Genomic DNA, 14,463 nt, shown 5'->3' with positions numbered 1-14,463 from the left:
CCGCCTAGGCGGGGCTTTTTTATTGGTCAGAGAACACTCTTTAGAACTGCGCGGCAATGGCCTTGCCAAGCGCCTCGGTCGTTCCCGTCCCGCCAATATCCCGTGTCAGCGGTGCATTGTCCCGACCTTTTGCCAGAACGGTCTCGATGGCAACCAGTACTGCCGCGCCAGCGTCATGGTGGCCCAAGTGCTCCAGCATCATCGCGCCGCACCAGATCTGCCCGATGGGATTGGCAATCCCCTGGCCTGCAATGTCCGGCGCCGAGCCATGGACGGGCTCGAACAGGCTGGGGAAGCGGCGGTCCGGATTGATGTTGGCCGAAGGCGCAATACCGATCGTACCCGTGCAGGCCGGGCCAAGGTCGGAAAGAATGTCCCCGAACAGATTGCTTGCCACGACGACGTCGAACCAGTCCGGATGCAGCACAAAATTCGCCGTCAGGATATCAATGTGGTACTTGTCGACCTTGACCTCTGGATAGCCTGCCGCCATGGCTTCCACCCGCTCGTCCCAGTAAGGCATGGTGATGGAAATGCCGTTGGACTTGGTGGCCGAGGTCAGGTGTTTTTTCGGACGCCGCTGCGCCAGCTCAAAGGCGAACTTGAGGATGCGATCAACCCCGATACGGCTCATGACCGTTTCCTGCATGACCACTTCGCGCTCGGTGCCAGCAAACATCTTGCCGCCGATGCTGGAGTATTCGCCTTCGGTATTCTCGCGCACCACATAGAAATCGATATCACCCGGCTTGCGGTTGGCCAGCGGGCTTCTCACGCCCGGCATCAGGCGGCAGGGGCGCAGGTTCACGTACTGGTCGAAGTCACGGCGGAATTTCAGCAGCGACTCCCACAAGGAGACATGATCAGGAACCACCTCGGGCCAGCCCACCGCGCCAAAGTAAATCGCGTCGTAGCCCTTGAGCCGTTCGAACCAGTTGTCCGGCATCATCTTGCCGTGCTTCACGTAGTAATCCGCACAGGCAAAATCAAACCAGTCCCATTGCAGCGTCAGGTTGAATGCCTTTGCAGCGGCATCCATGACCCGAATGCCCTCAGGCATGACTTCCTTGCCGATGCCATCGCCGGGAATGACTGCAATCCGGTAACAGGGCGTGCTCATGGGCGAATCCTCTTGTAGTTGATACACAGTCCGGCCAGTGTTATTCACTCCCCTGACCCACACAATTCGCCTTTGACGAAAGCCATTATTGAATCCAGGTAAAGAATTGCATGTCCGCCATCGATGACCTCAGCTTTTTCCAGCGCGTCGCCACACGGGGCAGCCTTACCGCCGTGGCGCGTGAGCTGGGGCTGTCACTCCCTGCAGTAAGCAAGCGCCTGACGCAGCTGGAACAGCGCCTGGGTGTTCAGCTGGTACAACGCACGACGCGGCGGCTTGACCTGACGGCAGAAGGCGAGCTGTACCTGGAGGGCGCCCGGCCGATTCTCCAGCAGTTGGAGGAACTGGAAAGCGCCTTGGGCAACCAACGCCAGACCTTGCGCGGGCAGCTCAGAATCAACGCAACCTTTGGTTTTGGACGACGCCACCTCGCCCCTGTCCTGTCCCGCTTCGCCCAGGAGTACCCTGATGTCGAGCTATCCCTTGAGCTGACTAGCCAGCCGCTCAGCCTGCTAGACCAGGGCATGGATATCGGTATTCGTATGGGCGAGCCGCCGGACTCACGCCTGATCGGCCATCGCCTGCTGGGCAATCCGCGCCTGCTCTGCGCTTCTCCAGCCTATCTGAGCCGCGCCGGTACGCCCCGTGAGGTATCCGAGCTGAGTGCACATAACTGCATCGTGCTGCGCCAGGATGGCAGCGACTACGCTATCTGGCGTTTCCATAAAGAGGGCCGTGAGTACGCCCACAAGGTCAGCGGCAGCCTGTCGAGCAATGATGGAGAAGTTGCCCTGCAATGGGCGCTGGACGGCCATGGGCTGATCCTGCGCTCCTGGTGGGATGTCCATGAGCACCTCGCCTCGGGCGCCCTGCTGCCGCTGCTGACCGCGTACGAGGCACCCCGTGCCGACATCTACGCGGTCTACCCGTACCGCCGGCACGTGCCTCGCCGTATCAAGGTCTTTGTCCGATATCTGGCCCAGGCGTTGGAGGCGCGTCTGCCCCATGCTCCCGAGCCCGTTCGTAACGCGCCGGGATAGAAACGGCTTCTCCCCGGTCGTATCACCGATACCGCCGGAAATATACGACTCCCTTCATCTCGACACAGGAGTAATCATGTCCTCGATTCCGAGCCTTCAACTCAATGACGGTCACCATATTCCCCAGTTCGGCCTGGGCACCTGGAAAACCCCGAACGAAGAAGCGCCCCAGCTGATCCGCTCAGCCCTCGAAATGGGCTACCGCCACATCGATACAGCGGCTGCCTATAACAACGAGGAAGGCGTAGGCCAGGGCATCGCTGAATCCGGCATCGACCGCAGCGAACTCTTCGTGACAACCAAGCTGTGGAACGAGCGCCAGGGCTTCGACGAAACCCTCAAGGCCTTTGACGAGAGCCTGTCCAAGCTCAAGCTGGACTACGTAGACCTCTACCTCATTCACTGGCCCTGCCCCAAGGCTGGCAAGTTTCTGGATACCTGGAAAGCGTTCCTGCGCCTGCGTGAAGAGGGTCGCGTTCGCTCGGTAGGCGTCTCCAACTTCCGCCAGGAAGATCTGGAGCAGATCATTCTGGAAACCGGCGTAACCCCAGTGGTGAATCAGATCGAAGTTCATCCGCTGCTACAGCAAAATGACCTGCGCGAAGTGAACCGTCAGAAGAATATCCTGACCGAAGCCTGGAGTCCGCTCGCTCAGGGCGGCGAGCTGCTCAAGCATCCCTTGTTCCAGGAACTGGCGAAAAAGCATGGCAAGACGCCTGCCCAAGTCATCCTGCGCTGGCATGTCGAACTTGGCTCAATCATTTTTCCCAAATCCACCAATCCCGAACGTATCCGTGAAAACGCCGATATCTTCGACTTCAGCCTCGACAGCGATGACATGCAAAAGATCGCCGCTCTGGATGAAGGCAAGCGCCTGGGCCCGGATCCGGCAGAATTCTGCTAATCCATCGGGCACAAAAAACCCCGCTTAGGCGGGGTTTTTCATGTGCATCGATCAGCGCGTCACTCAATAGACCGGCTGTTGGGACGCGGCCACGCCGGGCGTGGACATTGGCTGCAACTGATGCGAATTGTGCAGCACTTCGATCAGGCAGTCTTCAAGCTCGAAGCGCTCATCGAGCAGTTTGCCCAGTTGCTGCAGCTCAACCAGCAGGCGAGCCGGCTCATGGCAGTCGCCACTGTCGCAACGGTCATTGAAATTCAGGGCAGCCTCGGTCAAGGCCTGCAGGCGTGGATAAACGGTATGGGCAAATTCCATGGCACGCTGATCATCAAAGGCCTTTGCCTCGTTCATCAGTTGCTCATAGATTTCGAAGTGCCCTGCCGATACATAGTCCACGAGCAGATCGCACAGCTGCTCAAGGCCCTTGTGATTTACCATCGGAGCCAACTGAGGCTCTAGCTGCAGGGCTTGATATGCCGTTACCAGTTTTTGACGTTCCTGCAACCAGCGATCAATCATCTGGTGCACCCCACCCCAACGTTCTTGTGCATTTCGGCAACGTTCAAGCATGACGAACTCTTCCTCAGCGGCGAAACAATAGCCCCGACGGTCTTCGTCGTAAGGCGTTCGACCCGGTTAATCCAACCAGAGACTGTTCGGACACCGTCGAAGCAGAGTAGTGCCGTTCAGTGATCGACTGCAACCCCTGCGACCTGCTGAACGGCATTCCGATTATCGGACAATGACACCACGGGAGCGGCGGAAGAACTGATAGATCGAAAGCAGAATAAAGCCGGTAAAGGCCAGCAGGCTCCACTCCGGCACGCTCATGCCAAACAATGTCCAGTTCACTTCGGCGCAATCGGCCGTGCCATGCAGAACCAAGCGCACAACGTCCTGGAATGGCAGGGCCTGCATCATGTAATCCAGGCTGGGCAGGCAGGCAGGCAGCTGGTCGGCCGGTAACGTCTGCAGCCACACTTGCCGACCGGCGGTCGCAGCGCCCAGGGCCGAGGACAGAAAGATCAGGACCGCATAGACACGCTGGCCGCGGGTAGCCGGATTATGCAGGGCCGCGATAAATGCCAGGATGCCGGCGATGATGAAGAATATCCGCTGGACGATACAGAGCGGGCAGGGTTCAAGGCCGAGGACGTGCTCAAGGTAAAGGCCGGCGGCCATGAGCACGGCGCAAGCAATAGCGATTAGCGAAAAAATAAAACGCGGGCTAGTCACGAGCAGGACGGCTCCAAAAGAAATAGAGGTCGCTACGGTAGTGAAAGCGTTGCGGCCTTTCAAGCGAAGTAAAGCAGCTTATACGCGGTAGGGCGGATGAGAGGTGCTGCAAGGGGGATAAAGGGTCTGGCGTGAAGAAGCGCACCAGACCCTGCATAAACACCTCTTAGGCCCGCAGCGCCGGAGGAGTCGGGCGGCTGCCGGTGCTTTCCAGCAGCAATTGGTTGCTGCGATCCGTCTCGCCCAGATGGGTCAGAAGACGTGCCAACTCACCGCAGGCCTCGGGTGTGCGCTGGGCGCTCAGGCTGGCCTCGAGATAATCCCGCGCCTTACCCCAGAGTTGGTTGGTCTGACACAGACGGCCCAGCGTCAGCAACAGAACGGGGTCGTTTGGACGGTTGCGCAGCCAACCCTCGGCCAACTGCAGCTGTTTGGCCGGGTCACGGCTCTTGATGTAGCCATACAGGCGGACCAACCGGTCGTCGTAATTACGCTTGATGGCAGCACGCAGTACGTCCTCGGCATCATCCTCTCGGTTCAGCTCATGCAAACGAGCCGCGTAGGCATGGGCGATTTCCACGTCGCTTTTCAGCGCACTGGGGACCTGCTGCCATTGGCGCGCTATTGCCTGTGTAGGTGCCTCATCGCCAATGGGGCTAACCTCATCCAGCGAGGCCAACCAGGCGCGGCGCTCAAGATCACTTAATTCCGATTCGCCCAGAACGCGCTGTTTGCGCAACTCCGGCAACAGGCCGATCAGTGCCGGCCAATCACGCGTGGTCACATACAGGCGCTGCATCAGTGAGAGTACGTAGGGATGCTTGGGATACTTTGCATGCAAAGGCGCCAGGCTTGCCAGTGCCTCGGAATACTGCGCCCGATGGATCTGCAATTGAGTCTGAGTCAGACCGATGGCCACATCGGCATGGGGCTCGCGCTCTCGGGCCTTCTGCAGAAGCGCGTCGCTTTCTTCGTACTGACCCATCTCGTTGGCAGCCCGGGCGGCACCCAGATAGTGAGTCAGCGGGTGTGCATCGCTTTCCGCTGCAGTCTTCAGGTGCTTGAGCGCTGACGACCAGTCACCTTCAGCCAGCTCCAGCTGACCACGATGAGCGGCCTGGGCGACACGGCGCTGCTTGTTGTAACGCGACCAGGGATTGACCACTCGGCCCGAAACGCCAAGGGCCGACAAGGCCAGCCGCAACAGGTACAGGACGATCACGGCCGCTACGATCAGGGCGAGGAACCCCCAGAAGCTCGATTCGTAACGGAAGCTGTTGTAGGAGAACAGCACATAGCCTGGCTCATCCGCCATGATGACGGCTACCCCGAGGGCAACCAGTACGGCAAATAGGAACAGCAGAGTCAGTCGTTTCACAGTTGCTCCTCCTGGGCAGGCGACGCAGCCGGGGGTGCAGGCTGGGCAGAAGTAGTCGATTCAGGTTGCTGACGGCGGGCGATATACGCCTGAAGAGCCGACAGCGTCGGGCTGAGATCCGGTGGATTGAGCGTTACAGGCTTGTCCGCCAGCTCGCTCAAGGTCTCACGAACCGCGCGGCTTTCAGCGTTCTGGCTATTGAAGTGAGCCTCAAGAACGCCTTGCGCCTGGGTCAGCGCACGCTGGTAGACCGCCTGGTTGCCATTGAGTGCTCCCCACTGAGCTTGCTCAAGGGCCAGGTTCATGGCCAGGCGGACCTGGGCCAGGCTTTCCTCAGCCAGCAGCGGCTTGATGGGTTTGTCCGCTGAAAAATCGATCCGGAAGTAGCCGGAAACACGCTCGCGCAGGCGCTGCCAGGCACGCACGAAGCGGTTCGTGCTTTCCTCGCTGGCCTGGACACCAGGCTGGTCCCCCTCGGGGTGCACAAAGCGCGGCGGCAGCGGCTCAAGCGTCTGTACCTGATCTCGCAAAGCGGACAGCCGAACGAACAGACCGGTGCGGTCCAGATCCGGCAACTGGCGCAGCGCCTGCTGACTGCTCGCCAGCTGCTGGCGCACGGCAAAGGCGCCCGGATCGTTCTGCGACTTGAGAATCTCATCGACCGCCTGGAGCAGGTTTTGCGCGCTGGGCACATCCTGCAGCGCTGTCAGGCGCAGCGTGGCCATGCGCATCAGGTGCTCGGCCTCGGTCAGACGCCAGACTTGCCGGCTTTGCCCAACCACTTCATTGAATTGCTGGGCCAGGTGCTGCTGGTCGGCCTGCAGCTGGCTCATCAGCCGGCGGCGGCTTTCGAAATCTTCTGCATTGGGCAGCTTTTCCAGCTGAGCGGCCAGAGCCTGCTCACGCTGCTCGACCTGACGCGTCAGGCTACGGGCATCTTCAAGCTGAGCCAGCTGGGCATGATCCTGCTCATGCAGGGTCCGTGTCTGCCAGAGGCTCCAGCCACCTGCCGCCAGGCCGGCAGCACCTACCAGTAATGCCAGCAGAGCCAGCCCGGCACTGCCACGCCGGGGCTTTTCCGGAGTCGGGGCAGGTGGAGGCGTCGCGTTGACGGTCTCGCCAGATGCCGGTACGGCATCGTCAGTGGGAGTGACTGTTTCGCTCACAAGTCCTTCCTTTGATCGGTTATTCAAGGATGATGCTCTTCAAGCGCCGCCAGTACCGCAGCGGTACTGGCGCCATGACAGGTAATGACACGCTGGATACCGGCCGCGCGGGCCTGCTCGGCCACACGCTCGCTGGGTACCAGCAGCGGCACCAAACACACGTCCGGCCATGCAGAGCCGGCCAGGGTACGCAGGTGTGCGAAACTCTGCCCACTGCTGACCATGATGCCATTGAGGCGTTCCGCTGCAAGGCACTCGGTCAGGGCATTTTGTGGATGATCCGGCAATACGCGCTGGTACAACTCAAGGTAGTCGACCTGCACGCCTCGCTCACGCAGCGTGTCGGCCATGGTTTCCCGGCCACCTTCGCCCCGCAGGATCAGCACGCGGGGATCAGCCTCCTGCAAGGCTTGATCAAGCTGCGGCAAGGCCAGGATGCCCTCGCTGTCTTCGCTCTGGTCGGGCGTGATGACCGAAAGGCCATAGGCTTCGAGAATATCCGCCGTGGCGGCGCCTACGGCGAACCAGGTCTGGTTAATAGGCGGCTGCGGCCAGTACCGGTCAAGCCGCTCCAGGCCGAGCCGGGCGGCCGGCTTGCTAACCACGATGACCGCCTTGTAGCGGTCCAGATCCAGCATGAGGGTGCGCTGCTCCGGTGTCTCAGGCAGCGGCTCGATGGCCAGTAACGGCAGGCTGGCGCTGTGAATGCCCCGCTCGTCCAGTGCAGCCGCCAGAGGTATGCACTCTTCGGCCGGACGGGTCAGAAGCAGCCGCCAGGCCGTCATGGCTGAGCCGCCTCGTCGTAAACGGCCCGCAAAATGTCACCGGCGCCCTGGGCAAGTAGCTCATCCGCAACCTGGATACCCAGTGCAGACGGGTCGATAACCGATCCCCGCGCCTCGGCGCGCAGCAGCAGGGTGCCATCCGGCTGACCCACCAGGCCACGCAACCAGAGTTCTTCGCCTTCGCGGATGGCATAGCAGGCAATGGGCACCTGGCAGCCGCCGTTGAGATGGCGGTTCATGGCGCGCTCGGCAATGACGCGCTGCTCGGTCTCCAGATGATGGAGCGGCTTCAGGAGTTCGTGGACTTCGGCATCGTCCGTGCGGCACTCGATGCCTACCGCGCCCTGTCCACCTGCCGGAAGGCTGTCTTCGACACTGATAGATTCACGGATGCGGTCCTGAAAGCCCAGACGGATCAGCCCGGCCGCTGCCAGAATGATGGCGTGATAGTCGCCTGCATCCAGCTTGGCAAGGCGCGTATTAACGTTGCCCCTTAGGAAACGGATCTCAAGGTCTGGGCGTTGGGCCAGCAGCTGGGCCTGACGGCGTAGACTGGAGGTACCCACAATGCTACCGGCCGGCAGATCCGCCAGACTGGAATAGGTGTTGGAAACGAAGGCATCGCGTGCATCTTCCCGCTCGCAGATGGCATAGAGCCCAAGGCCTTCGGGAAACTCCATCGGCACATCCTTCATGGAATGCACGGCAATGTCGGCCTCGCCTTCGAGCAACGCTGTTTCCAATTCCTTGACGAACAAGCCCTTGCCACCAATCTTCGCCAGAGGCGCATCAAGCAGCTTGTCGCCCCGGCTGGTCATCGGCAACAGGCTGACGTGCAACCCCGGGTGGGCTGCCTCCAGACGGGCCTTTACATACTCGGCCTGCCACAGGGCAAGCGCACTTTGACGCGTGGCAATGCGAATCTCGCGGTTCATGAGCCTATTCCGGGATTGAAACATGACCGGAATGATAACAGGCTCTCCTGTCGCAAGCCGCTTTCGGCCTGATAGGCAAGACCAATCGTCCGCGCGCGTGCGCACAGAACGGCAGGTCCTGCCCCTCAGCGTCACAGGTTCTGCATCAGGCGCCGTACACCTGCTACATGTCGTCGGCTGACCGTCAACGCATCGCCATTGAGCCCTTTCAGATACAGCTGGAAATGGCCCAGCGGCGTACGCTGCAAGCGCTCGATCCGCTCCCGCGCCACCAGGGCATTGCGGTGGATACGGACGAACCGGTCACCGAACTCGTCTTCCAGCGCCTTCAGCGGCTCGTCCAGCAGGACTTCACCGTTGCCGTGACGCAGGGTCACGTATTTGTGATCGGCAATGAAATAAACGACATCATCCAGCGGAATCAGCTCGATGCCCTTGCGGGTCCGGGCGCTGATATGGCTGCGCGGCCCCGGACCGCCGCTGGACGGCGGCTTGGTCAGTGCAGCCAGCTGAACGCGATTAGGGCGTTCGGCTTTTTTCAGGGCCTCCTCAAGATCTTCCTGGCGTACCGGCTTGACCAGATACCCCACGGCACTGACCTTGAAGGCCTCCAGTGCAAATTCATCATGGGCGGTTACGAAAATAACCGCAGGCGGTGCTTCTCGCTCGCATAGTCGGGCAGCTACTTGTAGCCCGTCCAGACCTGGCATACGAATATCGAGCAATACGATATCCGGCTTCAGGCTTTCGACCAGGGCCAACGCTTCTTCGCCATTGCTGGCGGAGGGCTCCAAGACTTTATAGCCGTCTAGTTGCCCAACCAGACGGGCCAGACGCTCGCGCGCCAACGGTTCGTCATCGACGATTAGGACGTTCATAGGCTCAGGCTTCCTGCGTGAGTCGCTCGCATGGATAGCGAAGACAGGTTATGTGCCGTTGGTCACGGCGTTCGATTTTGAGACTCGCTCCCGGGCCGAAAAGTGCCGTTAGTCGCGATTCGATATTGGTTAAAGCCTGTTTCGTACCTTTTGGCGGCCGAGGATGTTGCTCGGCCTGCTCATCGAATGGATTGCTCATCGACAATTCGAATATCCCTGCGACATAGGTCGCCTCGACCACCACACATCCACCCTCGATCCGCGGCGCAATCCCGTAAATCAAGGCGTTTTCCAGAAGCGGTTGCAGCGTCAACTGCGGGATCGGCAGATCATCCGGCACACCATCGATGCGCCAGTCGACCTGAAGACGATCTCCCAAGCGTAGCTTCTCGATCTCCAGGTAGCGACGTGACAGCTCCAGTTCTTCCGACCAGCGAATCCGTGTTCCAGGCTTGGACAGGCTTGCTCGGAACAGGCTAGACAGGTCTAGCACGGCACGCTCAGCCTTGTCGGCATCGATGGCGATCAGGCTGGCAATACTGTTGAGACTGTTGAATAGAAAATGCGGACGGATACGGGCCTGCAGCGATTCGATCCGGGCTTTGAGCTCGGCCTGCTGCTGGCGCCGCCACTGGCTCTGCAGGTAGAAATACCGCAGCATCAGGGCCGACATGATCAGCGCGATAAGGGCATGCCGCTCATACAGCTTGACCTCGCCGGACTGCTGCATAGGGCCGGCCAGCTCCAGCCAGTCAGCCACGGCAGTGCAGGCCAGGGTCAGCCCCACCACCAGGGCGCAGCAGATAACTCCAGCCAATGCCGGCTTCAGGCGTGCCAGAAAAGGCCGCAAACGGCAGAGAACGGCGGCCGAGAGCAGCACGTTCCATTGCACGAACAGCGAGACCAGCGCCAACCGTACCCAGTTGAAGGATGTGGTCAGGGGATCGGCCAAAACGAGCACCAGGACCAGCAGTTCCGCCAGCACAATCAGGACAAGCAGGGCTTCCGACTCGCATAGCTCCGGTACGAAAAACTCATCGACCGGGGCAGGCCGGCGCTTGGTCAGGTATTTGATAGGCATGGTCAAAGTGTTTACTACTATCCGACGAACGGCAAGGTTGTTTTAAAGTTAACGGGATAACTGTGGTGCACGTTGCACCAGCGCAAGGCTGTTATCATCCCGTTACGTCCATTCACGTTCAGTGCCATTTGCGAGCCCACCAATGAGCAACGAAAAAACCAATCAATCCTGGGGCGGTCGCTTCAGCGAACCCGTCGACGCCTTCGTCGCACGTTTTACCGCTTCGGTCGACTTCGATAAGCGCCTGTACCGCCACGACATCATGGGCTCCATCGCTCACGCCACCATGCTGGCCAAAGTGGGTGTATTGACGGATGCCGAACGCGACGCCATCGCAGACGGACTGAACCAGATCCAGCACGAAATCGAGACAGGCCAGTTCGAATGGCGCGTCGATCTCGAAGACGTGCACATGAACATCGAAGCCCGTCTTACTGACCGTATCGGCATCACTGGTAAAAAACTTCACACCGGTCGCAGTCGAAATGATCAAGTCGCGACAGACATTCGGTTGTGGCTACGCGACGAGATCGATGTAATCCTCGCGGAGATCACCCGCTTGCAGCAGGGTCTGCTGGAGCAGGCCGAGCGTGAAGCCGACACCATCATGCCCGGCTTCACCCATTTGCAGACCGCGCAGCCCGTGACGTTCGGGCATCACCTGCTGGCCTGGTTCGAGATGCTGTCACGCGACCATGAGCGTCTGGTGGACTGCCGCAAGCGCGTGAACCGCATGCCGCTGGGCAGCGCCGCCCTGGCCGGAACCACGTACCCGATCCAACGCGAGATCACACGTGAGCTGCTGGGCTTCGAGGCCGTTGGCGGCAATTCGCTGGACGGTGTATCCGATCGCGACTTCGCCATCGAATTCTGCTCGGCTGCCTCGCTGGCCATGATGCACCTGTCTCGCTTCTCTGAAGAGCTAGTACTGTGGACGAGCGCTCAATTCCAGTTCATCGACCTGCCCGACCGCTTCTGCACCGGCTCCTCGATCATGCCGCAAAAGAAGAACCCGGATGTGCCGGAGCTGGTGCGTGGCAAGACGGGCCGGGTGTTTGGCGCCCTGACGGGCCTGCTGACGCTGATGAAGGGCCAGCCGCTGGCCTACAACAAGGACAACCAGGAAGACAAGGAGCCGCTGTTCGACGCTGCCGACACGCTGCGTGACTCCCTACGCGCCTTTGCTGACATGATCCCGGCCATCAAGCCCAAGCGCGAGATCATGCGCGAAGCGGCCCGCCGCGGCTTCTCCACGGCTACTGACCTTGCGGACTACCTAGTGCGTAAAGGCCTGCCTTTCCGCGACTGTCACGAGATTGTGGGCCATGCCGTGAAGTATGGCGTGGATTCCGGCAAGGATCTGGCCGAGATGAGCCTGGAAGAGCTGCGCCGCTTTAGCGACCAGATCGAGCAGGACGTATTTGAAGTACTCACCCTGGAAGGCTCGGTCAACGCCCGTGACCACATCGGCGGCACCGCACCGGCGCAGGTCCGCGCCGCCGTTCAGCGCGGCCGGGAATTACTGGCGAGCCGGTAAATCGGAACAGGGCGCCATATACGTGATGGCGCCCTGCTCTGCCTATGCCTGCCCGGAGCGCTTGAGCGCACGACCGCCCAATGCAGACCAGTCCAGATGCCCCTCGCCCTGGGCAACGGCTTCCAGCAGGTTATCCCGCAGCACACTGCCAAACGGCAGCGGTACGTTCTTCGCCTGACCGGCACTCAGCGCCAGCCCGACAACCTTCAGGCCAAGGGTCAGCTTGAAGGCAGCCGGCTCGAAGCGCTGCTCAGCAATCATTGCTCCGTAATTCTTGTAAGCCGGTGCCGCAAAGAGGGTGTTGGTGAGGATATTCAACAGATCGGCTGGCTCGACGCCATAACTCTTGGTCAAGGCGGACGCTTCGCCCATCGTCTCGATAGCGCTTGCCAGCATGAAATTACCGGCAATCTTGACGATATTGGCCCGTAGCGGGTCCTCGCCCAGCGGCCATGTCGTTTGGCCCATGGCATCCAACAATGGTTGGACCTTATCCACCGCAGCCTGCGGGCCGGCCACCACAATGTTCAGCTTGCCCGCCACGGCCACATCGGTACGCCCGAAGACTGGTGCGGAGATGTAGTCGACGCCTGCCTTGGCATGACGCTCGATCAATTCGGCTACAAAGGCAACCGACAGCGTGGCCATGCTGAGGTGGATCGCCCCCGCGCGGGCACGGTCCAGCGCGCCACTGTCGAGAATGACGGCGCGGGTAGAGGCGTCGTCCGCCAGCATGGACACCACCACCTCGGCATCAAATGCGTCCGCGGGCTCGCTGGCGGCCTTGGCACCCTGGCTGACCATTTCCTGAACCGCCTGCTGCGAGCGATTCCAGACCAGGACCTCATGGCCGGCCTTGATCAGGTTGCCGGCCATGCCCTTGCCCATTCCACCCAAACCGATGAATCCGATACGCATGACAATGTCCTCGTTACTGATGGCTAAGTGCTGGATTGACCATCATGCCAGACGAGTGTGCCCTGCGATCGACAAAACGCTTGGGTCAGGCGCTTTCCAGACGCTTGCGAACCATGGCCAGAAAACTGCTCATGGATTGGGCCTTTTCTTCATATAGCTGCTGCACATGGGCGTTCTGCTTCAGGCGATCCAGCAGCGCCTGGGCAGCCGGAAAGCCTGCCATCAGGTCAAGACTGAACAGTTGCTCGGCAACCCCACGGGCAAGGTCGATGCTGTAGAGAAAGTAGACATCGGCCAGGGTCAGGGTATCGCCTGCCACATAAGGCGAGAACGCCCCCTGCCGCTTGAGCGTGGCGATACCGGACCTTAATTCATGCCGGGCCTTTTCCTTGATGGCTTCGTCGACCTTGGCGCCAAAGAACACTTCCGGGTAACACTGGCGCGCCGGCAGCTCGATATAGAGTTCGATCTCACGCATGAGGGTTCGCACGCGGGCACGCGCGAAGGGATCGGTCGGTAGCAGCGGCGTTCCCGGTTGGGTTTCCTCGATGTACTCGAGAATCACGCTGGTTTCGCTGATAAAGCCATGTTCGGTTTCCAGCACCGGCACCTTGCCGCAGGGGCTGATGGTAAGAAACTGTTCGTCCTGGCTGGGGAAAACCGTGACGGATTCGAATTCCAGCCCCTTTTCGAGCAACGCAAACTTGACCATGTTGTAGTAGTTGCTGACGGGAAACCCATAGAGCTTGAGCATTCGACATGCCTCCAAGGCATTGGACAGATAAGCCAGATAACCGTAGACGCCCAATGCGTCGGTGAAAAGTTTTTCTTGTACAAGGCTTCGCCCGTTGCCTTTGAAACGGAACTCTACACGGTCTTAAAAGCCCTACAAGAGAGCTTTTTTGAGCAGGAGCGATCCACATGATGAGCCCTACGGGAGCCGCGCATCCCCGTACGGACAAGGCGGAAACACTCTTTGGCAGCCTCCGGGAGCAGCTTGATTTCTACCGCGCGGAGATCCAGTTCGAGTCGTCGATGTTGTCCAACCGGACCAACGCCTATCTGTCGTCGCAGTCCTTTCTGATGATTGCGTTCGCGTCTTCAATGAGCAATACCAACAGCCAATGGGGCACTCAGTTCACCCTATATGTGCCCACTCTGCTGGCATTGTTGGGGTTGGTGACATCGATCCACGCCTGGCCTGGCATCAAGGCTGCCTTTGATGTAATCGAGCATTGGCACCGCAAACAATGCGAGCTGCTGGACACCCTGAACGAACCCTGTGTAACCCGCGTGACGCCGCTTTACGGCGCAGGAAACGAGCCTCTCAATGGCAGCCGTTACCGAAAATCGCTGCTGTTTTCGCTGCGCTCCCCGCTTATCTTTAGTGTGGTATGGGCGTTTCTGGGTGTGCTGGCGGTCTCGCTGCATCTGCTGTACGGCTAAGTAAAAGGCTACGGATGTGAGCTGCTGATCATCGGTCAG

15 protein-coding genes are annotated in these 14,463 nt (G+C 60.0%); 4 read left to right on the top strand and 11 right to left on the bottom strand.

The window, feature by feature from the left end; all coding sequences use genetic code 11:
* Nucleotides 1-40: 40 nt before the first annotated feature.
* Nucleotides 41-1,120, bottom strand: coding sequence for a tartrate dehydrogenase (locus tag AC4LF3_RS00960; RefSeq protein WP_491834626.1), 1,080 nt, complete (start codon nucleotides 1,118-1,120; stop codon nucleotides 41-43).
* A 110-nt stretch (nucleotides 1,121-1,230) separates the two neighbouring features.
* Here AC4LF3_RS00960 and AC4LF3_RS00955 point away from each other — a divergent pair, with 110 nt between their 5' ends.
* Nucleotides 1,231-2,160 (top strand): LysR substrate-binding domain-containing protein, encoded by a 930-nt coding sequence (locus AC4LF3_RS00955; protein WP_491834625.1) that lies wholly within the window; start codon nucleotides 1,231-1,233, stop codon nucleotides 2,158-2,160.
* Nucleotides 2,161-2,236: 76 nt separating this feature from the next.
* Nucleotides 2,237-3,064 carry an aldo/keto reductase gene (locus tag AC4LF3_RS00950; RefSeq protein ID WP_010796542.1) on the top strand — a complete coding sequence of 276 codons (828 nt, stop codon included), beginning with the start codon at nucleotides 2,237-2,239 and terminating at the stop codon, nucleotides 3,062-3,064.
* A 63-nt stretch (nucleotides 3,065-3,127) separates the two neighbouring features.
* Here the strand turns inward: AC4LF3_RS00950 and AC4LF3_RS00945 are convergent, their stop codons facing one another.
* The 8 genes from AC4LF3_RS00945 to AC4LF3_RS00910 all read right to left on the bottom strand — a co-directional run bounded on the left by AC4LF3_RS00945 (nucleotide 3,128) and on the right by AC4LF3_RS00910 (nucleotide 10,523).
* Nucleotides 3,128-3,634 carry an Rsd/AlgQ family anti-sigma factor gene (locus AC4LF3_RS00945; RefSeq protein ID WP_010796541.1) on the bottom strand — a complete coding sequence of 169 codons (507 nt, stop codon included), beginning with the start codon at nucleotides 3,632-3,634 and terminating at the stop codon, nucleotides 3,128-3,130.
* 162 nt (nucleotides 3,635-3,796) lie between these two features.
* Nucleotides 3,797-4,306 (bottom strand): disulfide bond formation protein B, encoded by a 510-nt coding sequence (locus AC4LF3_RS00940; protein ID WP_037030661.1) that lies wholly within the window; start codon nucleotides 4,304-4,306, stop codon nucleotides 3,797-3,799.
* 160 nt (nucleotides 4,307-4,466) lie between these two features.
* The gene (locus tag AC4LF3_RS00935) at nucleotides 4,467-5,678 is read right to left on the bottom strand and encodes a heme biosynthesis protein HemY (protein WP_219651460.1); all 1,212 of its coding nucleotides are present in this window, start codon (nucleotides 5,676-5,678) and stop codon (nucleotides 4,467-4,469) included.
* On the bottom strand, nucleotides 5,675-6,844 hold the full coding sequence (locus tag AC4LF3_RS00930; protein ID WP_074821287.1) for a uroporphyrinogen-III C-methyltransferase: 1,170 nt from the start codon (nucleotides 6,842-6,844) through the stop codon (nucleotides 5,675-5,677). The genes AC4LF3_RS00935 and AC4LF3_RS00930 overlap by 4 nt, the downstream gene beginning before the upstream one ends.
* A gap of 23 nt (nucleotides 6,845-6,867) precedes the next feature.
* The gene (locus AC4LF3_RS00925; RefSeq protein WP_491834624.1) at nucleotides 6,868-7,629 is read right to left on the bottom strand and encodes a uroporphyrinogen-III synthase; all 762 of its coding nucleotides are present in this window, start codon (nucleotides 7,627-7,629) and stop codon (nucleotides 6,868-6,870) included.
* Nucleotides 7,626-8,588: a hydroxymethylbilane synthase gene (gene hemC / locus AC4LF3_RS00920; RefSeq protein WP_230382228.1), complete on the bottom strand. Its 963-nt coding sequence runs from the start codon at nucleotides 8,586-8,588 to the stop codon at nucleotides 7,626-7,628. The genes AC4LF3_RS00925 and hemC overlap by 4 nt, the downstream gene beginning before the upstream one ends.
* Nucleotides 8,589-8,695: 107 nt before the next feature.
* Nucleotides 8,696-9,442: a LytR/AlgR family response regulator transcription factor gene (locus AC4LF3_RS00915; RefSeq protein WP_010796535.1), complete on the bottom strand. Its 747-nt coding sequence runs from the start codon at nucleotides 9,440-9,442 to the stop codon at nucleotides 8,696-8,698.
* Nucleotides 9,443-9,446: 4 nt separating this feature from the next.
* A complete protein-coding gene (locus AC4LF3_RS00910) occupies nucleotides 9,447-10,523 on the bottom strand; it encodes a sensor histidine kinase (RefSeq protein WP_125888131.1) in 1,077 nt (358 codons plus the stop codon).
* A 142-nt stretch (nucleotides 10,524-10,665) separates the two neighbouring features.
* Between AC4LF3_RS00910 and argH the strand changes: the two genes are divergently transcribed.
* On the top strand, nucleotides 10,666-12,060 hold the full coding sequence (gene argH / locus AC4LF3_RS00905; protein ID WP_491834623.1) for an argininosuccinate lyase: 1,395 nt from the start codon (nucleotides 10,666-10,668) through the stop codon (nucleotides 12,058-12,060).
* Nucleotides 12,061-12,102: 42 nt separating this feature from the next.
* Here argH and AC4LF3_RS00900 read toward each other — a convergent pair whose 3' ends face one another.
* Both AC4LF3_RS00900 and AC4LF3_RS00895 read right to left on the bottom strand, forming a co-directional pair.
* Entirely contained in the window at nucleotides 12,103-12,978 is an 876-nt protein-coding gene (locus tag AC4LF3_RS00900; RefSeq protein ID WP_491834622.1) for an NAD(P)-dependent oxidoreductase, read from the bottom strand.
* Between the two features lie 85 nt (nucleotides 12,979-13,063).
* Entirely contained in the window at nucleotides 13,064-13,732 is a 669-nt protein-coding gene (locus AC4LF3_RS00895) for a glutathione S-transferase family protein (RefSeq protein WP_312509178.1), read from the bottom strand.
* Between the two features lie 167 nt (nucleotides 13,733-13,899).
* Here AC4LF3_RS00895 and AC4LF3_RS00890 point away from each other — a divergent pair, with 167 nt between their 5' ends.
* Entirely contained in the window at nucleotides 13,900-14,424 is a 525-nt protein-coding gene (locus tag AC4LF3_RS00890) for a RipA family octameric membrane protein (RefSeq protein ID WP_125888128.1), read from the top strand.
* Nucleotides 14,425-14,463 lie beyond the last annotated feature (39 nt).

The organism is Pseudomonas sp. C2.3V (assembly GCF_058536325.1).
This window is presented reverse-complemented; position numbering and strand designations above follow the sequence as displayed.